The 26,761-nt window shown below is 46.7% G+C and carries 27 protein-coding genes; 8 read left to right on the top strand and 19 right to left on the bottom strand.

What is annotated here, in order from left to right:
* Positions 1-2: 2 nt before the first annotated feature.
* The 6 genes from sufU to BLS14_RS24960 all read right to left on the bottom strand — a co-directional run bounded on the left by sufU (position 3) and on the right by BLS14_RS24960 (position 5,285).
* The gene (gene sufU / locus BLS14_RS24985; RefSeq protein ID WP_063564289.1) at positions 3-434 is read right to left on the bottom strand and encodes a Fe-S cluster assembly sulfur transfer protein SufU; all 432 of its coding nucleotides are present in this window, start codon (positions 432-434) and stop codon (positions 3-5) included.
* On the bottom strand, positions 424-1,644 hold the full coding sequence (locus BLS14_RS24980; RefSeq protein ID WP_090954498.1) for a cysteine desulfurase: 1,221 nt from the start codon (positions 1,642-1,644) through the stop codon (positions 424-426). Before BLS14_RS24980 ends, sufU begins: the two co-directional genes overlap by 11 nt.
* Positions 1,641-2,945: a Fe-S cluster assembly protein SufD gene (sufD, locus tag BLS14_RS24975; protein WP_090954496.1), complete on the bottom strand. Its 1,305-nt coding sequence runs from the start codon at positions 2,943-2,945 to the stop codon at positions 1,641-1,643. Before sufD ends, BLS14_RS24980 begins: the two co-directional genes overlap by 4 nt.
* Positions 2,946-2,969: 24 nt before the next feature.
* Entirely contained in the window at positions 2,970-3,749 is a 780-nt protein-coding gene (gene sufC, locus BLS14_RS24970; RefSeq protein ID WP_063564286.1) for a Fe-S cluster assembly ATPase SufC, read from the bottom strand.
* A gap of 371 nt (positions 3,750-4,120) precedes the next feature.
* Complete coding sequence (locus BLS14_RS24965; RefSeq protein ID WP_090808713.1) at positions 4,121-4,696, bottom strand: DUF1802 family protein; 576 nt, start codon at positions 4,694-4,696, stop codon at positions 4,121-4,123.
* 127 nt (positions 4,697-4,823) lie between these two features.
* Positions 4,824-5,285 (bottom strand): Dps family protein, encoded by a 462-nt coding sequence (locus tag BLS14_RS24960; RefSeq protein ID WP_063564284.1) that lies wholly within the window; start codon positions 5,283-5,285, stop codon positions 4,824-4,826.
* 299 nt (positions 5,286-5,584) lie between these two features.
* On the opposite strand from BLS14_RS24960, the gene mtnK reads away from it, so the two are divergent.
* The gene (gene mtnK, locus BLS14_RS24955) at positions 5,585-6,802 is read left to right on the top strand and encodes an S-methyl-5-thioribose kinase (RefSeq protein ID WP_176854740.1); all 1,218 of its coding nucleotides are present in this window, start codon (positions 5,585-5,587) and stop codon (positions 6,800-6,802) included.
* A 45-nt stretch (positions 6,803-6,847) separates the two neighbouring features.
* Positions 6,848-7,921, top strand: a complete 1,074-nt coding sequence (gene mtnA, locus BLS14_RS24950) for an S-methyl-5-thioribose-1-phosphate isomerase (RefSeq protein WP_090954492.1) — start codon at positions 6,848-6,850, stop codon at positions 7,919-7,921.
* A gap of 105 nt (positions 7,922-8,026) precedes the next feature.
* On the opposite strand, the gene BLS14_RS24945 is transcribed toward mtnA, so the two are convergent.
* Complete coding sequence (locus BLS14_RS24945; RefSeq protein ID WP_017689545.1) at positions 8,027-8,329, bottom strand: YunC family protein; 303 nt, start codon at positions 8,327-8,329, stop codon at positions 8,027-8,029.
* A 230-nt stretch (positions 8,330-8,559) separates the two neighbouring features.
* On the opposite strand from BLS14_RS24945, the gene BLS14_RS24940 reads away from it, so the two are divergent.
* The gene (locus BLS14_RS24940) at positions 8,560-9,138 is read left to right on the top strand and encodes a hypothetical protein (RefSeq protein ID WP_072734007.1); all 579 of its coding nucleotides are present in this window, start codon (positions 8,560-8,562) and stop codon (positions 9,136-9,138) included.
* A gap of 145 nt (positions 9,139-9,283) precedes the next feature.
* Here BLS14_RS24940 and BLS14_RS24935 read toward each other — a convergent pair whose 3' ends face one another.
* On the bottom strand, positions 9,284-9,670 hold the full coding sequence (locus BLS14_RS24935) for a DUF423 domain-containing protein (RefSeq protein ID WP_063564280.1): 387 nt from the start codon (positions 9,668-9,670) through the stop codon (positions 9,284-9,286).
* 278 nt (positions 9,671-9,948) lie between these two features.
* Between BLS14_RS24935 and BLS14_RS24930 the strand changes: the two genes are divergently transcribed.
* On the top strand, positions 9,949-10,425 hold the full coding sequence (locus BLS14_RS24930; protein ID WP_090808707.1) for a hypothetical protein: 477 nt from the start codon (positions 9,949-9,951) through the stop codon (positions 10,423-10,425).
* A 120-nt stretch (positions 10,426-10,545) separates the two neighbouring features.
* Entirely contained in the window at positions 10,546-11,394 is an 849-nt protein-coding gene (locus BLS14_RS24925) for a DegV family protein (protein WP_063564278.1), read from the top strand.
* 135 nt (positions 11,395-11,529) lie between these two features.
* Here BLS14_RS24925 and pdaA read toward each other — a convergent pair whose 3' ends face one another.
* On the bottom strand, positions 11,530-12,309 hold the full coding sequence (gene pdaA, locus BLS14_RS24920) for a delta-lactam-biosynthetic de-N-acetylase (protein ID WP_072734009.1): 780 nt from the start codon (positions 12,307-12,309) through the stop codon (positions 11,530-11,532).
* Positions 12,310-12,466: 157 nt separating this feature from the next.
* The gene (locus tag BLS14_RS24915; RefSeq protein WP_053780509.1) at positions 12,467-12,865 is read right to left on the bottom strand and encodes a hypothetical protein; all 399 of its coding nucleotides are present in this window, start codon (positions 12,863-12,865) and stop codon (positions 12,467-12,469) included.
* Positions 12,866-13,013: 148 nt separating this feature from the next.
* Between BLS14_RS24915 and cysC the strand changes: the two genes are divergently transcribed.
* Complete coding sequence (cysC, locus tag BLS14_RS24910) at positions 13,014-13,652, top strand: adenylyl-sulfate kinase (protein WP_063564275.1); 639 nt, start codon at positions 13,014-13,016, stop codon at positions 13,650-13,652.
* Between the two features lie 109 nt (positions 13,653-13,761).
* Here cysC and BLS14_RS24905 read toward each other — a convergent pair whose 3' ends face one another.
* From BLS14_RS24905 to BLS14_RS24870, 9 genes are all read right to left on the bottom strand, one after another.
* Positions 13,762-15,663, bottom strand: a complete 1,902-nt coding sequence (locus tag BLS14_RS24905) for an ABC transporter ATP-binding protein (protein ID WP_371121668.1) — start codon at positions 15,661-15,663, stop codon at positions 13,762-13,764.
* Between the two features lie 6 nt (positions 15,664-15,669).
* A complete protein-coding gene (locus BLS14_RS24900; protein WP_090954488.1) occupies positions 15,670-16,866 on the bottom strand; it encodes a nucleotidyltransferase domain-containing protein in 1,197 nt (398 codons plus the stop codon).
* On the bottom strand, positions 16,850-17,332 hold the full coding sequence (locus BLS14_RS24895) for a lasso peptide biosynthesis B2 protein (protein WP_090954486.1): 483 nt from the start codon (positions 17,330-17,332) through the stop codon (positions 16,850-16,852). Before BLS14_RS24895 ends, BLS14_RS24900 begins: the two co-directional genes overlap by 17 nt.
* A gap of 3 nt (positions 17,333-17,335) precedes the next feature.
* Entirely contained in the window at positions 17,336-17,635 is a 300-nt protein-coding gene (locus BLS14_RS24890; protein WP_072734011.1) for a lasso peptide biosynthesis PqqD family chaperone, read from the bottom strand.
* Complete coding sequence (locus BLS14_RS24885; protein WP_083584712.1) at positions 17,632-18,579, bottom strand: hypothetical protein; 948 nt, start codon at positions 18,577-18,579, stop codon at positions 17,632-17,634. Before BLS14_RS24885 ends, BLS14_RS24890 begins: the two co-directional genes overlap by 4 nt.
* A gap of 145 nt (positions 18,580-18,724) precedes the next feature.
* On the bottom strand, positions 18,725-18,862 hold the full coding sequence (locus BLS14_RS32345) for a paeninodin family lasso peptide (RefSeq protein WP_170867850.1): 138 nt from the start codon (positions 18,860-18,862) through the stop codon (positions 18,725-18,727).
* A 77-nt stretch (positions 18,863-18,939) separates the two neighbouring features.
* Positions 18,940-20,871 carry an asparagine synthase-related protein gene (locus BLS14_RS24880; protein ID WP_090954484.1) on the bottom strand — a complete coding sequence of 644 codons (1,932 nt, stop codon included), beginning with the start codon at positions 20,869-20,871 and terminating at the stop codon, positions 18,940-18,942.
* On the bottom strand, positions 20,868-22,136 hold the full coding sequence (locus BLS14_RS24875) for a sulfotransferase family protein (RefSeq protein ID WP_090954482.1): 1,269 nt from the start codon (positions 22,134-22,136) through the stop codon (positions 20,868-20,870). Before BLS14_RS24875 ends, BLS14_RS24880 begins: the two co-directional genes overlap by 4 nt.
* Positions 22,137-22,517: 381 nt before the next feature.
* Positions 22,518-23,858 carry an MFS transporter gene (locus BLS14_RS24870; RefSeq protein ID WP_090954480.1) on the bottom strand — a complete coding sequence of 447 codons (1,341 nt, stop codon included), beginning with the start codon at positions 23,856-23,858 and terminating at the stop codon, positions 22,518-22,520.
* Positions 23,859-24,121: 263 nt separating this feature from the next.
* On the opposite strand from BLS14_RS24870, the gene yhbH reads away from it, so the two are divergent.
* Together yhbH and BLS14_RS24860 are read left to right on the top strand one after the other, a co-directional pair.
* On the top strand, positions 24,122-25,288 hold the full coding sequence (gene yhbH / locus BLS14_RS24865) for a sporulation protein YhbH (protein WP_053780501.1): 1,167 nt from the start codon (positions 24,122-24,124) through the stop codon (positions 25,286-25,288).
* Positions 25,285-26,724, top strand: coding sequence for a SpoVR family protein (locus tag BLS14_RS24860; protein ID WP_063564267.1), 1,440 nt, complete (start codon positions 25,285-25,287; stop codon positions 26,722-26,724). The genes yhbH and BLS14_RS24860 overlap by 4 nt, the downstream gene beginning before the upstream one ends.
* Positions 26,725-26,761 lie beyond the last annotated feature (37 nt).

Below are 26,761 nucleotides of genomic sequence, written 5' to 3'. Positions count from 1 at the left end.
CGTTATTGTACATTGTCCTCTTCGTCAATTCCTTTGCGTAAAGCATTCCAGGCCAATGTGGCACATTTGATGCGTGCAGGGAACTTGTTCACACCGGATAGGGCTTCGAGATCTTCATAATCGTCGAAATCGACTTCTTCCCCTTTCATCAGTGAGGAGAAACGGTTAGCCATGTCGAGTGCCTGATCCATCGTTTTGCCTTTGACTGCCTCGGTCATCATCGATGCCGAGGACATGCTGATGGAACAACCTTCCCCCGTATACTTGGCTTCCTGAACGATTCCGTCTTTCAGCAAAAGTTGCAGTGAAATCCGGTCGCCGCACGTTGGATTGTTCAAATTCACCGTGACAGCTTCATTATCAAACGTTCCGCGGTTCCGCGGGTTTTTGTAGTGGTCCATTATGACACGCCGGTACAGATCATCAAGTTGCATCGCCAAAATACTCCTTTGTCTGGATTAAGGCGCTGACAAGCCGGTCCACATCTTGTTCGTTATTGTATAGATAGAAACTGGCACGAGCTGTTGAACTGACTTCAAGCCAGCGCATCAGCGGTTGGCAACAGTGGTGTCCGGCACGAATGGCTACGCCACTCGAATCCAGCACAGTTGCCACATCATGCGGGTGTACATCACCGAGGTTAAATGTAACCACTCCGACATGACGCTTGGCTGGTCCATAAATGGTCAGTCCGTCAATCTCGGCCATACGTTCCGTTGCATAAGCTGCCAGCACACTTTCATGATGAGCAATCTCATCCATGCCAATCTGCTCCAGGAAATCGATAGCAGCGCCCAATCCAACCGCACCTGCGATAATCGGTGTTCCACCTTCGAATTTCCAAGGAAGCTCTTTCCAATTGGATTCATAGAGACCCACATCATCAATCATTTCACCGCCGAACTCAACCGGCTCCATGGACTCCAGCAGCGCCTTTTTGCCGTAAAGTGCACCGATCCCGGTTGGTCCGCACATTTTATGGCCGGATAATGCGTAGAAATCACAGTCCAGATCCTGCACATCCACCTTCATGTGCGGTGTGCTCTGTGCGCCATCCACAACGATGACTGCACCATTGCGGTGTGCAATTTCAGCAATTTGTTTTACTGGATGAACAACACCCATAACATTGGATACATACGCGATTGCTACAATTTTGGTATTGTTCGTAATCGTCTTCTCCACATCAGCCAAATCAATGTTGCCATCCGGCTGTAGCGGAATGTATTTCAATGTCGCTCCCGTTTCCTTGGCTACTTGCTGCCATGGAATCAGATTGCTATGGTGTTCCATCTGCGTAATAACAATCTCATCGCCTTCTTTGCAGACTGAGCGTCCGTAGGACGAAGCCACCAAATTCAGAGCGGTCGTTGTCCCACGGGTGAAAATAATCTCCTGTGTGCGCCGTGCGTTGATAAACTTGGCAACCTTCTCACGTGCGCCTTCATAAGCATCCGTTGCACGGCTTCCAAGCGTATGAACACCACGATGCACATTGGAGTTCTCAAATTCATAATAATGTTTAATCGCTTCGATTACAGCCAGCGGCTTCTGGGAAGTCGCTGCGTTATCTAGGTATACGAGCGGGTGTCCGTTGATTTCCTGGTGGAGGATCGGGAACTGCTCGCGGATAGCCGGGTTCATTGTCCCAGTTTCCGTTCGATGAGAGACTGCAATTGGGTACGCAGTGCTTCCAAAGGAATATCCGCCACCACCGGAGCCAGGAAGCCGTAAATGATCAGGCGTTCCGCATCCGTACGGTTAATCCCGCGCGACATCAAGTAATGAATTTGCTCCACATTGACTTGACCTACAGAAGCCGCGTGACCAGCTGTTACATCATCCTCATCAATGAGAAGGATTGGGTTGGCGTCTCCACGTGCTTTCGGGCTCAGCATCAGTACTTTCTCTGTTTGCTGTCCGTCCGCTTTGGTAGCACCTTTCTCAATCTTCGTGATTCCGTTAATGATTGCAGAAGCCTCTTCACGCATAACTGCACGTGTAATCATCTGACTTGGCGTGTTTTTGCCAAAGTGACGAGCTTCTGTTGTGTAGTTCAGTTTTTGGGAACCGGAACCTACTGCGATAACTTTGGAATCGGAGCTTGAGCCGTTCCCTTTAAGAACCGTCATCGTGTTGCTAGCAGTATCACCGTTGTTCATCTCACCAACGATCCACTCAATCGAAGCGTCGTTCTCCACCACTGCACGGCGGAAAGATACGTCAGTAACACTTGTGCTCAGTTGGTGAACTGATGCGAAACGGACTTTGGCACCAGCTTTCACGAATACTTCCACAACACCGTTATGGAATACAGGTGAAGACAGTTCGCCAGATACATAGTTATCCACATAAGTAACGGAGCTGTTGGACTCAGCAACTACAAGCACATGCGGTGCAAATGTTGCAGTAGCATCATCTGTAAGCAGTACCGCTTGCAGCGGAACTTCAATCTCTACGTTTTTCGGAACATAGAGGAATACCCCACCGTTCCAAAGTGCTGCATGCAGTGCAGCAAGGGAATGCTCATCTGCTTTCACAGCCGTATTCAGATATGGTTTTACCAGATCGCTGTGTTCGCGAACCGCTGTAGCAAGATCCGTGAAGATAACTCCTTTTGCTGCAAGATCAGCAGACAACTTGGAATATACCGTACTGGAATTACGCTGGATAACCAGACTGCCTTCCGCTTGGTCCTTAACCATATCTTTAATGGAAGCTGGTACTTCCTCAAGGGAAGCAATCGCTTCACTAGCTTTATACGTGCCGTACTCGCTGACATTCCAGCGTTCGATTTTTTGTTTTTCCAGTTTAGGAAGCGCAAGCCCACTTGCTAGCTTAAGGGCTTCGAGACGCTGCTCGGTCAACCAGCCGGGTTCATTGTTGCTTTCCGACAAGGCGCGAAGCGCTTCAGATTCAACCGGAAGAATTGTTTGTGTAGTCATTGATTATCCTCCTCCGTTTTGTCTTTACGCTTGACCTACAGTTTCGTCTGTGATTCCCAGCTCTTCCTTAACCCAGTCATATCCTTCAGCTTCCAGACGGTGAGCCAGTTCAGGTCCGCCAGACTTCACGATACGACCTTGCATCATTACGTGTACGTAGTCAGGAGTAATGTAGTTCAACAGGCGTTGGTAGTGAGTGATGATCAGGAAGCCGCGATCTTCGCTCTTCATTGCGTTTACACCGTTTGCTACGATTTTCAGAGCATCGATATCCAGACCGGAGTCGATTTCATCGAGTACTACAATTTTTGGATCAAGCAACATCATTTGCAGAATCTCGTTCCGTTTTTTCTCACCACCAGAGAAACCTTCATTCAGGTAACGGTGAGCAAACTCAGGGTTCATGTCGAGTTCTTTCATTTTACCTTCCATTTGGCGAATGAACTTGATCAGGGAGATCTCGTTACCTTCACCACGACGTGCGTTGATTGCGCTACGCAGGAAGTCAGAATTCGTTACGCCAGCAATTTCACTCGGGTATTGCATAGCCAGGAACAGACCTGCACGAGCGCGCTCGTCTACAGCCATATCCAGTACATCTTCACCATCAAGTGTAATCGTACCTTCTGTTACTTCATATTTAGGGTGCCCCATAAGTGCAGAAGCCAGTGTTGATTTACCTGTTCCGTTCGGACCCATGATTGCGTGGATTTCTCCACCTTTCATTTCCAGGTTGATGCCTTTCAGGATTTCCTTACCTTCGATCGTCGCTTTCAAACCTTCAATGACGAAATTCGTAGCCATGTGTATTGTTTCCCTCCATTGATTAAATTGATGTTTACTGTCGAAAACGAAAAAGCACCTATTAATATCTGAACAGGGCTTCCCCTGAATTTCTCCTGTACTCCAATCTCCAAAGCAAGAATCACTTTAGAATAATTCTAAACTGATTCTCAATGATTATCAAGTCATTTCCTAAGAACTCTTGTCCCTTACAGGAAACATTATTCTATCTGATTCTATAATAAAAGCCAGATTGAATCAAATGACAAAACTTCTACGTCATAAATAGACAGTGAGAAAAATCACAGGGATTCAATCTTTTATCAAATCTGATCCTCTCAATTGAAAAAGGACCTATCCATATCATGGACAAGTCCTTCCGATAAATAACATTACATTTTGAGCGTCTCGTTAATCTTCTGTACCTGTTCGTCAAAATCCGCAACGTCCACCACCGGCGTCATTTCGCGCGGCACCGGACCATTCGGAATGGAAATCCATGAACGGCATCCGTTGTATTCAGGTAATACGGGAATCTCCATCGGTTCCTTCAAACGGTACACTCGGAGTATCAATACGTGGAGTGGATCTTTGCGTTTCCACTTTAGGCGATCTTCGGCAAAATCCGCAGTCCACATATGAAAGTCAAGAAGTCGATCCAGCATCTCCTGATCTCTGATCTCCAAATCCTGTGTCACTTCAGCATATGCTGTGAGATGGATCGTCGAAGCTTCAGGCACCCATTCGGCCAATGATTCCTCAACATAGAAATGATCAGAGGACTTTATCAGTTCTTTACGCTGATGTTCATAAGTCGGATACAGATAGAACGCTGGACTTTTCAACTCAAAACGTCGGGTTTCCTCCACAATCCCGCCTTTGCGCATCACCATAACTTGGCGACCCGTTTCCAGCGCTTTGATTGCGGAGGCCCATTCTTTTAACGCTGGTATCGTTGTGCCTATCATAAAGTTATCCTCCTGAAGTCAGTCTTGTCAGCAGTATAGACGCTAGGCGTCATCCTGACAACGTGAAAGATCGGTTAGAGTAACTGTATGGTTTATAAGCCAACAAACTCGGTAAATGCGGATGGAATTAGCCCAAGAAAGAGCGCAGCATCCACATATGTTTCTCCAGATCAGCTTTGAAGCCTGTCAGCATATCAGATGTTGGTTGGTCTTCCGCAGCGTCTGCCACTTCAATACCTTCCTGGTACTCGTTCGACAATGTAGCAAAATCTTCGATCAGATTCTGTACCATTGTATTGGCATCTTCGCCACCAGCTGCTTCCTGAATGGAGGAAATCTCCAGATATTCTTTCATCGTAGCCGCTGGGCTACCTTTGAGGGTAAGAATACGTTCAGCAATTTCATCCATTTGTACAGTCACTTCATTGTAGAATTCTTCGAATTTTACGTGCAGTGTGAAAAAGTTAGGTCCTTTTACATACCAGTGATAGTTATGGATTTTAACATACAGGACGTTCAGGTTTGCCACCTGACGATTAAGTACTTGTTCCACCGATTTTGCTTGATCTGTTTTGTTTTTTGTAGCCATCTTAATCCCATCCTTTTATTATAAAATTAGTCTGACATTCACTATAAGCAGGGTACCCTGCCGTAAATGACAGAGATTTAACATTTCGGCACCACCCAGTGGTGGGAAGCCTTGTCGGCGGTATTTCTGTCAACCGTCCGGCCTATTTGTTTTTACCCGTACACCGGAAGTTCGAAACAAGTCCAGTATGGGCTGTCTCAAAAAAAGGGTACAAAATCACAGTTATTTCCGATATACTGACATATACCAAGCAAAGAAGTGGGTTTTCCTGTTTCTTCATATATATGGAGGTGGCATTCTTGTCCCAATATCACTCTTTTACACCCCAGGATGCAATCGAACTGGCCAAAACTTTACCGGGTCCGTTTGCGGCAGATGCGAATCTGGAATGTCGTGAGATCGGTGACGGCAATCTGAATTTGGTCTTCCATATCACGGATCAGAACTCCGATAAAAGTATCATTATCAAACAGGCTCTTCCTTATGCGAAAGTGGTCGGAGAATCATGGCCATTGTCTCTGGTACGTGCCAGAATTGAACGGGAAATCCTACAGGAAGAGTATCGTCTATGTCCGGGAATGGTGCCCGAAGTGTACCATTATGATGATGATCTCGCCTTAACCGTGATGGAAGATTTGAGCGATCATGTGATTATGCGTAAAGGCCTCATCGATGGCGGAACATATCCTCTTTTTGCACAACATATTGGGGAGTTCATGGCAAGAACATTGTTTTTCACGTCAGATCTTGGCATGAACCAGCAATTGAAGAAAGAGAAACAGGGCAGATTCGTCAATCCGGATCAATGTAAAATAACCGAAGATCTGATCTTTGATGAACCGTATCGCATTGCGGAGAAAAATAATTATGAGGCTTCCATTGAAGATGAAGCGGAAGCACTTCGTACAGATGGAGAACTTCATCTTGAAGTAGCCTTGCTGCGCGAGAAATTTCTCACCCATGGTCAAGCTCTACTTCATGGTGATTTGCATACAGGCAGTATTTTTGTCACACCTGAATCCACGAAAGTCATTGATCCCGAATTTGCCTATTTCGGCCCAATGGGATTTGATGTAGGAGCCGTGCTTGCCAATCTGCTTCTCCACTACGCGTCGCTGCCAGGTCGAATTCAGGATCAAAAGGCTCTTCATGAGCGTGAAACGATTTTGCTGGATATGGTTCGTGACGTATGGACTGAATTCGAATCCCGCTTCCGTGGTCTGTGGACTTCCGACCTGGTTGATCCTATGGCCAAAGCACCTGGATATGAAGATCTTTATGTACAACAATTATTCAGAGACTCTGCTGGCTTTGCTGGCGCAAAAATGGTCCGTCGTATTGTTGGACTCGCGCATGTCGCAGATATCGATACGATTGAAGATGCGACACAACGTGAACGTGCTCAGCGCAAAGCGCTGGCGATCGGTAAAGCACTCATCAAGCGTAATCGCAATCTGAACACCATTGGTGAACTTCTAGATACAGTAGCTACTGCGGTTACTTCTATTAAAGCCTGACTCAAAGAATGCATACAGCTTAACTCAAGGAACGGAGGAACATCCATGACAACCCCTGAACATCAGCCTCTGTCCTCCCTTATATGGAAACAGGACAAGCTTGAAATGCTTGACCAGCGTCTGCTGCCTGAAACGATTTTGATGCTGAAACTGTACACACCCGAGGAAGTATGGGAATCCATCCACTCGATGAAAGTACGCGGTGCTCCCGCGATCGGGATCGCTGCTGCATTTGGCGTCGTGCTCGGTGCCAAGGCATATGACGGACTTGCCGTACAAGGCTGGTTGGATCATGTAAAATCCATCTGTGCTCATCTTGCCACTTCCCGTCCAACGGCTGTGAACTTGTTCTGGGCGTTGGATCGTATGATGCAAAAAGCCAGTGACCTCGCTGAATTCGGTGCAAATATCGAAGATAGTAATGCTGCTCTTGAAGCGGAAGCTCTCTTGATTCAAAAAGAAGACGAAGAAGTGTGCCGCCTAATCGGTGAAAATGCTCTTCCTTTGTTCGCAGACGGTATGGGTGTCCTCACACACTGTAATGCCGGCGGACTTGCAACCGCGAAATACGGAACAGCGACTGCACCAATGTACCTCGCTCACGAGCGCGGCATCAACCTGAAAGTATTCGCAGACGAAACTCGCCCTGTCCTTCAGGGTGCACGCCTTACGGCCTTCGAGCTTCAGCAAGCGGGCATTGACGTTACTCTGATCTGCGACAACATGGCAGGCATGGTCATGTCCAAAGGCTGGATTCAGGCAGTTATCGTGGGTACAGACCGCGTTGCTGCCAATGGGGATGTAGCTAATAAAATCGGAACTTACAGCGTAGCGGTCCTTGCCAAAGCGCACAACATTCCATTCTATGTAGCCAGCCCACTGTCCACCATTGACCTGTCTACGCCATCCGGAGATCTCATTCCGATTGAGGAACGTGCTGCGGAGGAAGTAACCGAAGGATTTGGCAAACGTACAGCACCGCAAGGTGTAAAAGTATTCAACCCGGCGTTTGATGTCACACCTAACGAATATGTAACGGCCATTATTACGGAAAAAGGCGTCGTTCGCGCTCCTTTCAAAGAGAATCTGGCTGCCTTGTTCGCCAAGGATGAAGCTTAATTAGTGGAAGCATGTTTGATTGTTTGAGATAGATTAGTACATGTAAATTAAAGAGAGGGCTTCCCAGTAGGGGAGCCCTCTCTTTAATTGTTGATTATTCAGGGATTAGATCATCTTGAGCAATGCTTCTACACCCGTCATGCCAACCGTAATGCCCATAGCTTCGGCTTCCGTTGTCACCGACTCCATAGGTGCATGCAGCAGCTGTTCCAATGTGCGCACGCCAACCGCCCGAGCTGCAATAATTTTGCGATCCCCAAGCTTCTCATTAAGTAATCCCACATCGAGTGCTCCGCACATAATATATCCTTTGGATGTATTAATCGTCAGTAATGTCGTTTTGGGCAACTTCACTTCTACCCCGACCAGAACATGTTCTCCAACCACAATCGGCTCCATCGTCACCATAATTTCCCGATACACCTCCTCTTCCACAGGTCACGATAATTGTATGCCTCATTCTGGATAGCCGTGTGGACACCTGCGGAAAAGGATTGGAAATGCATATGGTTTTACTTGATTTCGCCTAAGTGGTTGCTCATTTTCTATGTCTCCAGCACTATGATTATTGCCTTTTTAATGATATAGTGTATTGAAGCATGTTTTTGCTGACATATCTTTTAACGGGGCTGGGATCAATGAAAGAAACCTTATCCAACGAAGAAGAAATCGGCTTTTTATTCAATGTCGATATTCTTATTAAGAGCCGCTCGAATGCATTGGCACTGCAGTCCCTGTTGGAGTTCATAAACAAAGAGGAACAAATTGCAGACTTCCGGATTCAATCCGGCATAGAGCTTGGCAAAATTATTGAAGTGACACTGCAGTCCAAAAAGGACTCATTCGCCTTTCTTCATAAAGAAAGAAAAAAATCACAATCCAATGCAAGACAGAAGAACACTTCACCAAATCAAGCGACGGCTTCAACCGTTCCAGTCAAACCACAAAGTGAAATCGAAACACCTGCTTCCCAGAAAGCTCCTTCAACCGAAGCATCCAACACTACCAACGGAAATTCATTCGATGTATGGATTGATACCCTTATCAAAGAAAACCGTCTTACTCGGATCGTTGTGAACAACAAGAACGGCCGGCATCAGAGCATTCCATGCCGAATCTTGAATTTTGATCGGGATACCAGCATTGTAAGCGTCTACCATGTGGATGAAAAACAAGTGTATACGTTCCGAACCAATGAAATTGATGAGTTTCTTTAACTCAATGAGCATTCAAACAAAAAGCAACTTACGGGGGAATTCCATAACATTTCCCAGGCAAGTTGCTTTTTTAGGTATTCATTCATGTAACAATGAACTGGTACATCGTACGTTGGCCATAACTATGCCCATCCATTGTAAATCATCATGAGCGATCTTTTCCCCGCTGCCACACGTCTATTGCTAATAACAACCATCCGACAATAAAGGCTACCCCGCCAATTGGGGTGATGGCTCCCAATATTTTAATACCTGAAATACTCAGTACATACAGACTACCCGAGAATATGATAATTCCGATAAATAGCAGGCGTGCTGCCCACTTGAGCTTGGTGGACGGTCCAAGTTGACCCGCTGTAAGACCAATAATCAGCAGTGCGATTGCATGTATCATGTGGTACTGCACTCCGGTTTCATACACGGCTATGGCGTCTGCACCAATTTTTTCCTTGAGCATATGTGCACCAAACGCACCAATAGCTACCGAAAGCATTGTCAGTACAGCACCAAGCATCATCCATTTCCGTTGCATTTAACTTCTCTCCCTTAATTCATCTCTCAACTATTATTTTAGCGAATCCTTGCAGTGTTTACCAGCCAGCTCCGATGCGGAAGGCATTTATATGTCTGGTTATATATACTTTGTTGCGCTTTTGCCTCAAAATCGACGAAAACTGGCGTTAAACCTTGATTTTTATCGATTTTTATGGAAAAGTAAAAAGGAATGCCTTCATTCTCTTGATGAGAATCATAATACCCGGATTAGGTTAATTACAATCATGCCACGATTAAGGGAGGGATACACCATTTATGGATAATCACAATAAACAGAATAACAATAATCCTTATCAATCCGGTTCCGGCACGGATTATTCAGATCCCAATCATGACAACCTGTTTACACCTTCCCCTTCCTCCCTGGAAGATCCATCCATGGGTCGATTGAAACATTCCGGGCCTGGTATTGCAAGTTTTGTGATTGGATTGGTCTCAATCATTGGTTACATGCTGACTTTTTTTATTGCCACAATGGCTATAAACAGTTCAATTGGCGTTGTAACCACACCGATCCAAGTGGAGGAGATTGCATTACATCCAGCAGTTGTTCTGGCTTCTCTGGCTGTTCTAGTTTGTTTGATTCTTAATCTGGCCGGAATCATTCTCGGCGTGATTGGGCTTATTCTCAAAAATCGAAAAAAAGTCTTTGCTATTATTGGAACCATTCTCAGTGGAGCCATGATCCTGGCGTTTGCAGGGCTTATTATTGCAGGTATCTATATGATGTAGAAGCGTATATCCGCTTTACATTCATTCTTCAAAAATGATAATGAAATAACACTGATTCATCTCAACATGATCCATTTGATCCATTCTATTGCCAAATTTTCGTATCCAAAGGAGATTGACATGTCACGAATCAAAATTTTCACGGACAGCACAAGTGATCTGGCCCCAGCATGGATCCAGCAGCACGATATCGGTATCATCCCTTTATATGTCGTGTTCGGTGAGGAATCACTGAAGGACGGTGCTGAAATTAAGCCGGAGCAGCTCTATGAACGTGTAAGCAGGGATGGGCGTCTGCCCAAAACAGCAGCACCTTCACCTGCTGATTTCATGACGGCATTTCAACCTTACATAGAACAAGGGTATGATATCTTATATATCAGCTTGTCCTCTGAACTTTCGTCAACTTACCAAAATGCAAGATTGGCCAGTTCCGAGTTCCCGGAAGGTCGCATCTCTGTCGTGGATTCTCTGAATCTTTCTTCCGGAATTGCCCTGCTGGTGATGAAGGCAGTTCATGCAGCAGAAAAAGGGCAAAGCCTGACGGAGATTACACATCTCGTTGAAGCCATCAAGCCAAATGTGCGAACTGAGTTTGTCATCGATACGTTGGAGTATCTGTATAAAGGTGGACGCTGCTCGGGCATGCAAAACCTGATTGGCAGTCTGCTGAAAATTCGCCCCGTCATTCGGGTAGCCGATGGCAAGATGTCTCCTGCCTACAAAGTCCGTGGCAAACGGGAAAAGGCGCTGGAACAAATGCTGCAAAACACACTTAACCATAAGGAACAGATCGATCGCGATCTCGTTATCGTCGTGCATACCATGGCCGAGGAAGACGCGCTTGATTTGCAAAAGTCTCTGCAGGAGCAGACTGGAGCACGAGTGGAATTAACTACGGCTGGTTGCGTTATATGTAGTCATTGTGGTCCCAAAACGATCGGTATCATTTACAACACGGTTTTATAAAAGGCCTCTCATCACACAGCATGTTTCCTTAATGATTAGAATCATGTCTGCTGAAACCATTAAAGACCAAGCCAGAAAGGGCATCCCAAGCTATCGTAGCTCAGGATGCCCTTTTTCTATTGTAAACATGTAACATTAATAACTTTTTGTTTTCAGGTCATTCAAACTTTTGAACGCATATCCTTGCTTACGTGCCTCATCAATGATGGAGGCTAGCGCCTCTGTGTTATCCTTCGACACAGAGTGAAGCAGAATGACTGCTCCCGGATGAAGCTGTTTCAAGACTTGCTGACGTGCATACTCTGTCCCACGTTGCACTTTGGTATCCCAATCTTTATAGGCAACGGACCAAAACACATTAACGTAACCTTGGGCGTGGCTCTCTGCAAGCGTCCGGTTGTTAAAAATGCCACGTGGTGGCCGCAAGAAGGTCGCTTGCTGTCCAGTTAACCGATTGATCTCAGAACGTACCTGATCAAGCTCTGTTCTTATTTTTTCATTGGAAACTCGGGTCATATCGGGATGGCTCCAGGAGTGGTTACCCACAATATGGCCTTCAGCCGACATTCGCTTCACCAATTCAGGCTGGTCTTTCAGATAATGTCCGGTGACAAAAAAAGCAGCTGGCACCTTTTTGTCGCGCAGAACATCCAATATAGCTGGCGTAAACCCATTTTCATAACCGTTATCAAACGTAAGATACAGCTCTTTCTGTTTTGTATCCCCCAGGAAAATGGCATCATTATGCTGCAATATCTCCTTAAATCCTTCCTGATCAATGGAAGGCAACTGGCCGTTTTGGCTCTTTTTGAAGCCAAAATGATAAGCTCCATTTATTGGCGATGCTTCAGTATGTGCCGGTAATGTACCGAACGTCAATACAGCCAGCAGCATGTAAAGAACCATTCGCTTCATTGCTATCCGCTCCTGTTCCTGAAAAATTCGGTTTGTCGTTTCCTATCACGAACACCTTCAGGTAATATGCCACAGGAACAGCTAATGTATGTAAATTTCGATTACAGATCGCATCACATACTTACACACCATGGAGCCCCGGTTCTCATTTCTCCGTTCAAAACCGTTTATTGTCTCGCTCGGGATGATGAAACAATTCAAGTAAGGTCTGAGGTTTTCCACTGGAAGCCAACCATTCTCTAACCATCTCTATTGCACGTGTCTGACCATCACCACTATCCCGCCAGGTTAGCAGCTCAATTACTTTAATAATCAGGGCAGACATATTATGATTATCATGCTCAGAGCGATCTGCGCGCAATTTATGATATAGAGCCTCCTGCTCCCAATCAAGTAAAATCTCGTCACCAATGGTAGGCTTCATTAATGTGTATGCTCTACCACACTCTGAACAGCGAACCGCACTCACCTGCTCTTGAGCAAAGATTGCCCGAATATCCTGATCGCAATCCGCGCACTGAAAATATACCTGTATGTTGTGTATGTTATTGTTCATGTTGGTCTTCCTCCTGCTATGTATGTACTACATCTATACCCGAATTGTCGTTGATTCACGCTAAATTCCGCCAAATTCAGAAGGTGCTATAATCTTGTAAATATGTTAAAATATTATACATATCATAAGTAGGAAGAGGCGGATATTCATGTCAAAGGAAGAGCGTAATATTACTTGGCAGCAATCCAGCTTAAACAGGCAGGACAGGGAAAAACATAACGGTCATCGCAGTCGTGCCTTATGGTTCACCGGCTTATCCGGCGCAGGAAAATCCTCGCTTGCATTTGCCCTCGAGCAGTATCTGTACGAAAAAGGGGTTCATTGTTACGTACTTGATGGGGATAACGTACGTCATGGACTGAATCGGGATCTTGGGTTCACGGCCGAGGATCGGCAAGAAAATCTCCGCCGGATTGGTGAAGTATCCAAGCTAATGGTAGATGCCGGGTTATTTGTTCTTTCCGCCTTTATCTCGCCAGATGCACAAGACCGGAATATGGTTAAACAGCTCTTTGAAGCGGATGATTTCATTGAAATTTATGTTCGTTGTTCGATCGAAGAGTGCGAACGCCGTGATCCGAAGGGGCTTTACAAAAAGGCCCGCAGCGGCGCTATTCCACATTTCACAGGGATTTCTGCCCCTTATGATATTCCAGAAGATCCTACACTGATTATTGATACCGAAGAGCTGTCCATCGAAGAGGCCGTGCATGAAATTGTGCAGCATCTGGAACGTGTTGGTGCTTTTCAGCTGCCGCAACCTGTTAGTAATGCCATCGTTCACTAAATGCAAATGGCAATCAGATTGAATTACTTCCCTACTACACATAGATCAAAGGCGCTGCCTCTAATGGCGCGCCTTTTTGCTTTATTCATTTCCGGATTTACCGAGAGACTCATTGCCCCACGACTCCTGCCTGCATGTTTAACAGTTTGCTGAACGTGCCTACCGGATCAGTAGACAATTGCTGATAACCCCCTTGTTGGATAACCCGGCCCTCATCCAATACAATCACTCGATCTGCTGTTCGAATAGTGGATAGTCGGTGGGCGATAACAATAACCGTCACATGCCCTTTCAGGCGCTCGAGAGCCTCATGAATGTGCTGTTCATTCTCACTATCCAGCGCACTCGTCGCCTCATCCAATACCAGTACAGAAGGGTTCCGAAGCATGGCGCGGGCAAGCACCAAACGCTGACGTTCACCGCCGGACAGGCGGATGCCCCGATCACCGATAATGGTATCCAGTCCTTGGGGAAGTTTGCTGACAAACGCTGCAGACGAAGAAAACTGTAGTGCTTGCCACATCTGTTCCTCACTGGCATTTGGATCTACCAGACGCAAATTTTCACGAATACTCGTATGGAACAGAAAAGGGTCCTGAGAGACATAACCGATTGAACTTCTCCAGGCTAACAATCGATTCTCGGTTAACGGCACCCCATCCACCAAAATCTGACCACTCTCCGGACGTATGAGTCCCATAATCAAATCAATCATCGTGCTCTTCCCGGCTCCAGACTTGCCTACAATGGCTGTCATACCTCTCGCAGGGATGGATGCATACGCTTCGAATAACGAGTAGGTATCGCTGCCTTCGTAGCGATAATTCACTTGCTGACACTCGATGGACTCCTTAAGTACCAGGGGTTCAATAGGTAGCATATTGCCATCTTTCTGCTGCTCATTCAGCTTGGCCTGGGCCTTCATTCTAACCGAACGAGGACCGGGAATCGTTGACTCCTCATCATATGGTTCACTAGCATTACCCGTTTTTTCGCTAATCTCACGGCTTTTCTCGGTCTCTGTCTGTAACTCTCTGACAATCTGAAACGCGGGCAGCATCGAACTCATATACTCCAGATTGGATTGAATGGATGTAAATCGTGGCCACAACCGTGAAAAGATCAGAATGATGAGCAACAAACTTGCCGGAGGCACAGCGAGCACATGCAGGGATAAATAGATAAAAGCAGCAATAATGACAGCCGCCGATATTCGATGAATCAATTGTGTGCCACTGTTTAACTGGCTGAACTGAATCACATTACGTTCAATCCGCCCACACATACGTTCAAACCAGCTAATATGTGATTTTTCAAGCATATTGCTTTTAATGTCCTTGATTCCGTTAAAGTGCTCTGTAATGCCGTTATAATAGCTCTGGGAATATTCCGACGTCTGATCCCCAATCTGTTTTGCTCGTTTCACGAATTTTCTCAATACAATAAACAGTACCAATCCGCAGACCAAGACAAGGGTAGTTAACTTGGCAGACAACCAGAAGGCCAGGCCGATTTGAATGCCGGTGAAGATCAAGGAAGCAGCCATTTGCAGCATAATATTCGTTCCCTGACTGACACGGGCGAGTTCGGTCGTTAATATATGATTAAAATCGGATTTTCGTTTTTGGAGAAAAAAAGACCACTGCGCCATAATGATGGCACGATAGGTTTCCATGCGCAGCGTTCGAACAAATTGCTGCTGAATTCGAGTGTTGCGAATCGTCTGAAGACGTTGTAGCCACGCCTGTCCAGAGACAATGAGAACAAAGGTCAACAATACAAGCAGCAACCGGCCATTTTCCGGAAAACGATTTAAAAATTCAGATATCCAGGGTAAGTGCAGACCTGTTGAACCCATTTCAAAAATACCAATAAGACTTAACATCGGAACGAGCATATAAATGCCTATTCCTTCCATCAGACTGATGCAGATCATGCCCAGCAGGTTCCAATATAACACTGGGCCCGTTACACGATGCAGTTTCCGCATAAAGAATTGTAATTCCGAAATCATACGTTATCCCCTCTCCGTCATCGTGTTCCTTTTGATTCGCCGCCAGAACCAGAGAAACGGACGTAACGGAAAATACAAAAAATGCAGTGAACGCGGAAGTGGTAGTTGGTCTACATCCCAGGTACTCGGATACAAACGTTCGATAAAGAAAAACAGCTTCTGCCTTGTGCTTCGCAGTGCGAACAGATAGGAACGATAACTCTTTACATCTGCCGGGCTCTCAATCATCTCATTCATGAACACTACGCCGCGTCTGGCTAATTTCTCTCCCGCACGTTCGTGAGCAGACAACAAAGCAAGATAATTGGCATCCAAAGGGGTGTCCATTAATACCGAAGCCAGATGAAGAGCTTGTGAACCGATAGATAATCTGCCTTCTGCTTTCAGGCGTCGCTCCACTTTTTTGACATCCAGTGGCATATTGCGAATCATCTGGTCGATATCCAGTAACCAGCGCATTCTGAACCACCCGTGTCTTGCGCCGTGCGTCACCAAATATGTCCACAGATCCTCCCTTTCCAGCATACGGACAGGCGTCTGGGTATAGGTGCTGAATCGGCTGCGTTTCCACAGTAATTCAAAATCGGTTTCTCTTCCGGAATCCGGATTAAGCCGCCAATGGATCTCGACTTGGGTTCTTTTGACCGGGTGTTTGTAACAGATATGATGTTCCCGCCATTTCCAGCTGGCAACAGTGGGTGTTCTCTTGCCTTCCTTTGATTCATAACCAAGCGATTCAAGGATCTCTTCCGCAGACTCCACATCATCAAAGGGAATGAGAATGTCCAGATCTTTAGAGGTCCGCAATGAAATATCTCCGTATAGATCATGTGCCAGCGCAGGCCCTTTGAGCGTAATATTCCGTATGCCTCGTTCACGAAAAGCACCACACACCTGCTCCATTTCGGCAGTCAGATGTAACATGCGGAACGTATTGGCTGTATATTGCTGCTTCAGGTTTTCCACTACAAAAGCGGGAATAAGCGCTGAATCCAACTCTTTTATGTTCAGATAGAGTACAGAGTACAGTCGATGATGATGGGCAAGCTGCAAAAAGAGCTGCCAGTCCATGTCCTTCATCCGTATTTGGGCATCCTCAGGGGTTATTGCTGTTAGATCGCCTTTAATCATGCTCAAAATCAGCTTAAGCTCCTGCGGAAAATCCACTGTATATTGTTCCCACTCAAGAATCGTAGACAATCTCCCCAGCTCCCTTCTCAGGACACCGCTTGCCAAACACCCCGACAACCGTATATTGGTCCATTGTATCTGCTCCGGTCACAATCAATTTCCCACTGCGCAGCCATGCATGAGCCATCATTTGGCCTTGTTTATTCCGTGCAGTACCCATATATAGAGTACTCTCCACTCTACGGCGTTCCAGCATCTTCATCGCTGCAATTGCCATGACAAGGCAACGACTCTCCCATAATGTATACCTGCTGGCAATAAGTATAGCTTTAGAAATATTTCGTATTGTCGTCACATCACTTCGATTGAGTCCCGTCATCGGCGTTTCGTACATGGGTGTACCGAGACCAGGAGCAATCTTGGCAAAAGGTATCGCCTTTAGTATTCGTGCCCATCCCAGGTGGACATAAGCTTCCCATACCAATCCACGAATTTCACGCGGCAATGAACGATATGCTTTTATTTTTCGCAACATGGTCTACTCTCCGCGGGTAACGTCAATTAATCCTTCATGCGTCAGATGCTCTAGAAATTGTACAACCTGCTCACGGCATAGGTCTGGTTCAATCTCATATTCTGAAGCTAACACTTCAACCAATTCGGTCAATGTTCGTTCTTGACTGATCAGATCCCAGATTCGTCCACCTGTGCTGCCCAGATTATAGTACTTGCCGTTATGGATGCTCATCATGACTTTTTCCCCGCCCATGTCACTGACAAGATTGCCTTCCTTACGCAACACACGGTCTTCCCCATTCATTGGCTTCGTTGCTGTCATTGTCCCGTATACACTCCTTTGCGCGCATATTCTGTAATTCGGTCAGCCATCTCAAATGCCGTAAAATCAGAGCCTGACCTCGTGATTCTAAAAACTTCAATACCGGCGGACAGCCGTGAAACCGTCTCGAACAGCCATTGTGCCAGACCCTGCCTGGAAACAAGTCCACTACGAAATGTATGAGAGCACAGCATGTGAAGACGTTCCAATCCGGCAACTTCCTTCAGTTGTACGGGTTTCAGCATCTCTTCCGGTTTCGGATCAAGTTCAAACACAGCGGCAAGCGGAACAGGTCTATCATGAAAATAGTGCTGAACCGGTATCGCGTATTTCGTAATCTCCGCATGAACCGTTGCGTAATCCTGTTCCTTCATGCCGAATCCGTCCAGACTGGGCTGCCATAACTTTTGCTGCGGATAACCCGGTGATACGATTGCTCTTCCTCCTGCATCCCATGTCAGTGCCACGACATCATCCGTTAAGAGTGGAAAGCCGCGTGAGGCAAGTGCAGCTGATAAAGTGGATTTGCCTGCACCCGAGTGTCCAACAAATGCATAAGCCCAACCATCAATGACCACCGCACTTCCGTGGAGCGGAAGAATGCCGCGCTGCATCATAATGACGGCCATACATGTGCCCAGCACAAATAATCTAACCTTTTTGTCATCTGCTCCCACTTGAGGGGATACCACGATACGGCGTCCTTGTTCCATGAGAAACAGACCTGTATCTTCGATCCGAAAAAAAAGACTGCCATTCCGGGATACAAAGTTATCACTCCCCACATCCCACGCTTCCCACTGTGCCGCCAAATCAGCTATTTCAATGTGTACGTCCGTATAGGCAGCTAGAGAATCTGTATCGTTCTGTACGATTTGGAGTTCAGGCATTGGGAATTGGCTCAACCAAGACAAGCCATACGCTTTATACTGCACAGGCAACAATGAATGACTCCTCCTTCGCAATTCTGCATGTAAGTAAAAAAAGCCCTTATATTCGTAATGCTCAATATAAGGGCGGAGGCGAAAAGTTGGAATATTGCCCTTTCCGCCCTTCTAAGTATGATGGCACATGTTAAAACTAAACAACTTAGGAAGTTGGATCGTAGAGATCAGCATCGTGGACAGTAACCCAGTCGATCTGTCTGTAACCTACTCCTGCCATCGTTTGGTTCACTTCCAATACTTCCAGTGCTGGTGCTTGCCATTCCTTTTTTTCCATTTGCATCGTGTTCACCTCCTCTCGTGAGTCAACTGATTAATGAACCTGTAACCCGGTTCATATCGCTACGCCCACTAGCTACATCAGAACTTTCGGATGAATCGATACACGATCAGGCTATGCATCATCAACCGCAAGTCGGGGTGGGAAGCGAGCTCCGGCCGAGGGTTTGGAAAATTCGCAAGTGCGGACTTGATTCGCTCTGTGTTCAATATGCCAGCGACCCGGCTGTCAGAACATAACGCACGCAATTCGGCAGTAAAATCGCCCCAATTGGGAATCATGCGGTGCAACCAATCCGCGGGCTGAACACCGCGCACTCGCTGGTTTAACCTCACTTTGTCAGGCAGCTCAGGCGATGTAGCCCTCCGAATCAAAGCACGGTCCGTTCCTTGATTAACATATTGTTCAATCGGTACAGACAGACAGAAACGAATCACTCTGGCGTCACTCGTAGGATCACGCTCCCACGCCCGATAACGAAGGGAGCATTTGGTGGCGACAGCACCATTTTTGTTCGCAATGGCCAGGTTGTTGAATTTCTCTGCCCGTACTTTGAGCGCATCTGCCTGCGCACCACCTTGCAGAACGATAATTGATTTGAGCCGATCCAATACGCCTGTTCTTCTAGCAAACTCCGGATGGATTAATTGCACCGATGCGGCTTGGGCAGCTCCCTTTGACATGGATTTAAACAATTCCGGATAAGCTTTACGGCCCGTAATTTTGGCAATTCGTGAGAACTTCATCCCGGTTCGTTCACTGTACTGCTGCATTTCCCGTAGCCACCGGAACCAGCGTCCGCTTTTTAGCAAACTGGCGTAATAATCTAGTGCTGGGCCCCAGGAGACCGTGAAGTTACCCCGGGCTCCAGTCAGTAGAATGCCTGCATCCTGCTGGCTCGCTTTTTCATAAAAACCACGAATCCAGAAGGAATTCTCAAAGTATTTATAAGGCATTTCCATAATATCAAGCCAGGTGTCCACTTCACTAAGTGGGCTTCTTCCCTCAAAATCAAGATAATTCTCTGTGATATTACCCACATGATTAACCGTAGACTGGATAAACGGTCGTTCATCTGCTAACAGTGTTTTCGATGTATAATCCGTGAAGTCAGGCACCGGAACATAGCTATACGCATTTAACGTTTTTCCCTGTCTCCGCAGTGTTCCTGAGGCAAATCCAACCACAGCTCCGGAATCCAGCCCTCCGCTTAAAGCAGCAGCCACCTGTCGATGCGTTCGCAAACGCGATCCAACAGCTTGACCAAATACCTCGCGGAATGCTTCTACATATTCCCCATCGGACTTGAGCCGTAAAGGCTCCACTTCGTCCCAGCGATGATATTGTTTCTGTTCCAGCCTTCCATCCCTGAAGCTAAGCGTATGGGCAGGGGGCAGCTGGCTCACTCCGCGATAGACGGTAGAATGGATATCTGCTGAGTCATGCATGTCGGGAATGGCAAGAAATTCGGACAACCAGATCTCATCCAGTTCTTTATGTACACCTTCCAATTGCAGCAGCGGATTCATTAAGGTACAGAAGGCAAACCGCTCACCATCATGCCGAAAATAAAAGGATCTCATGCCCGTAATATCTCTGGCAGCGAAGAGTCTGCGCTTGCGATCATCCCAGATTGCGAAGGCGAAATCGCCAAGCAGTTTCTCTGCCATATGTTCATCCCACCGCAGATAGGCTCGCAGGATCAGTTCACTATCCGACAATCCTGCTAACTCCGCTCTTGATATGGACAGTTGGTCTGCCAATTGCTCCCGATTATCCAAAATGGCATCCGACGTGATAGTCAGACCGCTCACTTCATCATATAAGGGCAATTGCTCGCTGACCGACTCCGGCGTAATCCACTGGGCGTGGCAGCTCAGAAAAGCTTCATTTCCTTTCCAGACCCCCGTTGTATCCGCTGGAACGTGGCCTAGACTGGCATATAGGCGCCAACTGTCCTCCCACAACGCTTGCTGACCATCGGTGTGAACAATTCCTGCTATAGCGCTCATGACTTTCCTCCCCGGAGTATCTTGCGCTGTGAAGCCCAGGCGCTTATCTGGTTACCAAACGGAATCAAGGATTTGATACGCTGAATCTTACTGTGAGCAGAGGCAAGCTGTACCTTCAATCGTTCCCGCTCACTGTACCCTCTCTCCAGCCGATTATCGGCTGCACGTAATGCGGCTTCCAACTGCCTGATCGTTGCCAATGCGGCCAGTGTCGGGTCAATTGCATCGGGTTCATTCGCTGCCTGATTATCCCTGTTTTCATCTGGAGTATTGCTCACTAGGTCTACAGGCTGCATCCGGTAACCTTGCTGCCAGCTGCTGCCCGTTGCTTCGGAGAATTGACGCGTTAGCTTGGATATGACTTCCTCATCCGGGCCAGCTTCGTAACGTACACCCGTCCATCGCTCGGCTTCTTCGAGCTGTTCACTGTAGCCCATCCGATGGAACAGATCTGCGCCTATCACTCGGCAATAGAATTCAACTTCCTGTGGATCGAGTATTTTTTTCCAGTTGTTAACAGAATCTTGATGAGCTTCCTGATGCGAGGACAGAAATGGATCACCGACACCCATACTATAGAACATATTGGACTTTGTACTGTCCACAAAGCGTCCATATTGCTCAATTCCCTCTTCATATCCGATGCCAAGAAAACCGCATAGCTTTTCCATTTCGTCCCGAGGGTTGGAGACAAGTTGTTCGTACTGAACTTCATAGGCATTCGTGTGTTTGTCCGCAAAATAATCGTTCAAACGGAGCATACCCAGTGTGAGATCAACTGCTTTCATATTAAGGTTCGGACTCTGCAAGCTGCCTATCAGTTCGAATCCTTCTCCTGTATGGCGGTTTACCTTTTTGTAGGAAGCAGCTATGGCAAGGGGGTTACGCTGGAGATGAATGCGCTTGGACTGTGGAAACAGGCGATCAAGCCATTCCAGCATATAATAGTAACGAGGAGATTTATCTACGATGAAGTCTGCCCCACTCCCCTCCAGAAATCCGTTATAGATTTCAAGAGCAAAGCTTCTGCACGCCTTCTCAAAACCTTCGTCTGATACCATAGCGCTGTAAAACTGACGGATAATTGCACTTCCACCATAGGGGCGGGAATCAGCCTTCTGCAAATCTACAAGATTCATCAGAAACCACATCTCCTGTGTGGCAAATACACGGCTGTGATTTTGCAGCATCACGGTGGATAGCGAACTTCCACTGCGAGGTACACATAGTAGTAAGACAAGTCCGTTACCATGAACATCTACCAATGGCAGCCTCTCCTCTGTAAAATTAAAATAAGCATGCAGTTGGTATAGCTCTTTATATCAAAATCCGCTAATAATCCTACTTGGGAATAGGTAATATGGATGATGTACTTTCGACAATTTTTAGATACGATATGTATTCATACTTTTACTCTATGATACAAAATGTATCATGTCAATCTTTTATTTTCACCTTTTCATAATATCTTTCTATCCACTCTATTCTGTTCTCTGTCGTTTAAGCACTTATACTTATTCTATGACCCTCACCATCTATAACTGTTGCATAAACATGAAAAAGCTCCAAAGCAGTTTACGAATAAACAGGCCCACGGAGCTACTATTATTAATGATGAACATTAGCTATAAAAGGTTAATAACTACTCATCCAGTCGATCTTGCCTCTGAGCTTTTCCCCGATATGGGACGATGCATCCAGCCCTGCCCTTCTTCCTGATCCGCCTGAATCGCATCCGACATCCCCTGCTGCACTTTCACAGTCACTAGCACTGCAATCCCCACAGCGAAAAAGAAAATTAGAGACAGAATCCCCCAACGGGTTGACCCTGTTAATTGGCCTACCCAACCAAATACAAAAGGCCCAAAACTGGAAGAAAATTTGCCTGTAATATTCACAAATCCAAAATACTCTCCAGTTCTGCCAGCAGGCATCAAATTGCTAAACAAAGAACGCGCTGTCGATTGACTTACGCCCTGCACTACGCCAACCAGCCCAGCGAGCAGATAAAAATGGATGGCTGATGTCATGAAATACCCTAAGATAACGATGCATATGTAAATGGACAAGCTTACCATCAACACCTGCTTCGCGCCCCAACGCTGTGCCCATGCCCCCAGCAACAATGTACAAGGAAATCCGATAAACTGGGTCAGCAACAAAGCAAGCATCAGATCTGCTGTCCCGATCCCAATGCTTGTTCCATAAATCGTGGCCATCAGGATAATCGTGTTAATGCCATCATTGAAAAACCAGAAAGCAACCAGCATGCGCATCAGCTGCGGAAAACGCCGTATCTGGCGAAAAGTTTGGCCAAGTCTGCGCACGCCCACACCGGCATATGCTTTCCATGACTTGGGCATGTCCGGTGCTGCAGGACGACGTGGTGCATGGCGGAATAACGGAATGGAAAATACCAACCACCACAACGCTACGGAGATAAAAGCAAGTCTTGTTCCCGCAAGTGTGCTCGCCATCCCAAACCACCCAGGCTGCTGAATCATGAGCATATTGATCGCAAGCAACAATCCTCCACCAATATAACCATAAGCATAGCCTTTAGAGGAGACCATATCTCTTCGGTCCGCTGATACCAGATCAGGCAGCATCGCATCATAGAACGTGTTACCACCCGCAAAACCGATTGTCGAAATGACCAGCAGTGCAGAAGCGAGCAGCCAGTCTCCCTCCCCAATGAAGCTGAATCCGAGCGTTGCAACGATACCAATGATGGAGAATACTCGCAGAAAATCACCTTTGCGCCCCGATAAATCCGCTAATGTCCCCAGCAAAGGGGTTAACAGCGCTACACATAACATGCCGATGGAATGGGTGTATGCCAGATATGATGCCGCGGTATCTGTATCCAGTGTAACTGCAGCCACGGAAGCGTAGAAGACGGGAAGAACGGCTGCAAGTACCGTCGTCGCATAGGCCGAGTTGGCCCAATCATACATAATCCATGCCTTAACTGCCCGTTTATTCAAATGGGATCCTTCCTTTGCACACATCCCTCTGAGGGATGCCAAGTAAACACCTTGTCCCTATTGTAAAGGAAGTTCGTCACACTTGTTCATCGTTTCTGTAAAAAAGTTCCGGACGATCGGTACAATTTTAGTTGATCCAGGAAGGCAAACTTGCGTAATTGTATCATTTTATCTACTCACGCATCACATATCGTCCCCGCCCGTGAATATACTTAATTACCGACAGGCCAAACTGTGCCGCGTAATCAATGGGGGGTGCCTACATGTCAAATTCACACCAGCCTTACTCGTTCGTCGTATCCCGGGAAGATTGGTCGCTTCACCGCAAAGGGTACCAGGACCAGCAACGCCATCAGCAAAAAGTTAAAGATGTCATCAAGCAGAATCTGCCTGATTTGATTACTGAAGAAAACATCATTATGTCCGATGGACAACAAATCATCAAGGTACCAATCCGCAGTCTGGATGAGTACCGTTTTGTGTATAACTACCAAAAGCAAAAACATGTGGGGCAGGGAGACGGTGACAGTCAGGTCGGGGATGTCATTGGTCGTGATCCCGCTTCGAAGAAACCAGGCAAAGGTGAAAAGGCCGGAGATCAGCCCGGGCATGACATTGTTGAAGCCGAGGTGAGCATCGAGGAATTGGAAGATATGCTTTTTGCGGAACTGGAGCTTCCGGATCTGAAGCAAAAAGACAAGGATCAGATTGAGACACATACAGTGGTATTCAACGATATTCGAAAAAAAGGCATGCAGTCCAATATTGACAAGAAACGCACCATATTGGAGAACTTGCGCCGCAACGCCACTACCGGCAATCCGGGTATTCACCATATCAGTCCGGATGATCTGCGTTACAAGACGTGGGAAGACAAAATCATTCCACAGTCCAATGCAGTCATTATCGCCATGATGGACACTTCCGGGTCCATGGGCTCCTTTGAGAAATATTGCGCACGCAGCTTTTTCTTCTGGATGACCCGTTTCCTCCGCCGTCAGTATGAGAAGGTTGAGATTGTTTTCCTAGCCCATCATACCGAAGCCAAGGAAGTGACCGAGGAAGAATTTTTCACCCGCGGCGAAAGTGGAGGCACCATTTGCTCCTCTGTATATATGAAGGCACTGGAAATTATTGATAGTCGTTATCCGCCTTCCAGCTACAACATCTACCCTTTCCATTTCTCGGACGGAGATAACCTGACCTCGGATAATGAGCGGTGTGTCAAACTGATTGGTGAGCTGATGAAGCGCAGCAACATGTTTGGTTATGGCGAGGTGAACCAATACAATCGCAGCAGCACACTGATGTCCGCCTATCGTCATATCAAGATCGACCAGTTCATGTATTATGTGATCAAAGAAAAAGGCGAAGTGTATAAAGCTTTGCGCAGCTTTTTCCAGAAACGGGAAGGAGGTAGCGTAAGATGACAGATGAAATCCGCGACCTTGAATACGCCATTGCCGAGATTATGGAGATTGCCGATGGATTCGGCCTGGATTATTATCCGATGCGTTATGAAATATGCCCTGCCGATATCATCTATACCTTTGGAGCGTATGGTATGCCGACCCGGTTCAGTCACTGGAGCTTCGGGAAGACTTTTCATAAAATGAAGATGCAATATGATTTTGGACTCAGTAAAATTTATGAGCTCGTAATCAATTCCAACCCTTGTTACGCCTTCCTGCTGGATGGCAACTCGCTGATCCAGAACAAGCTGATTGTCGCACACGTGCTGGCTCACTGCGATTTTTTCAAAAACAATGCTCGCTTCTCCAAGTCGAATCGTAATATGGTGGAGAGCATGGCCGCGACGGCTGATCGGATCAGCAACTATGAGATGGAATATGGTACAGAGGCTGTTGAAGCGTTCATCGATGCCGTTATTGCGATTCAGGAACATGTTGATCCACAGTTGATCAAACCCCGCCATTTGGACAAACAACGTTATATGGAGATGAAAATGCGGGAGCAGCGTGGGGAGAAAACGCCAAAGCCGGAAGGTCGCTATGATGACTTGTGGTCCCTTGATGATACCCAGCCCGAGGAAACACCTGCGGAGGGAATACAAGTGCATCACTTCCCACCAGAACCGGAAAAGGATGTCATGTGGTTTATCCAGGAATTTTCCGAAGTGTTGACCGATTGGCAGCGGGATATTATGAGTATGATGCGTGAGGAAATGCTCTATTTCTGGCCGCAGATGGAAACGAAAATTATGAATGAAGGCTGGGCCTCCTACTGGCATCAACGTATTATACGGGAGCTGGACCTGAACAGTGAGGATACGATTGAATTTGCCAAACTGAACTCTTCCGTCGTGCAGCCATCCAAGCAAAGTTTGAATCCCTACTATTTAGGGCTGAAAATATTCGAAGATATTGAACGTCGCTGGGATAACCCGTCCCGCGAAGAAAGAGAACGTTTTGGGCGTCAACCAGGGCAGGGTCGTGCCAAAATGTTTGAGGTACGCGAATTCGATTCCGATACCTCATTTATCCGCAACTACATGACCAAGCAATTAACCGAAGACCTCGACCTCTACGTATTCGAGAAAAAGGGCCCGGACTGGAAAATTACCGACAAGTCCTGGCAAAACATACGGGATCAGCTTGTATTTTCACGCATCAACGGTGGTTCTCCGTATCTCGTCGTTCAGGACGCCGATTACCTGCGCACCGGAGAACTCGTGCTCAAGCATCAATACGAGGGCATCGAGCTGGATCTGAAGTATATGGAACGGACCCTGCCTTATCTGTACCGGCTTTGGGGGCGTACCGTCCATGTGGAAACACGGGTGGAAGATAAACCGATCTGGTTCACATATGATGGCAAGAAGCACCACCGCAAGTTTTTATCATAAGAACTCAAAAAAGCGGCAAGTCCCTGGCATAAGGCGG

The organism is Paenibacillus sp. OK060 (assembly GCF_900101205.1).
Taxonomy (GTDB): domain Bacteria; phylum Bacillota; class Bacilli; order Paenibacillales; family Paenibacillaceae; genus Paenibacillus; species Paenibacillus marchantiae.
Note: the sequence above shows the minus strand (reverse complement) of the source record. Positions and strands in the feature narration are given on the sequence as shown.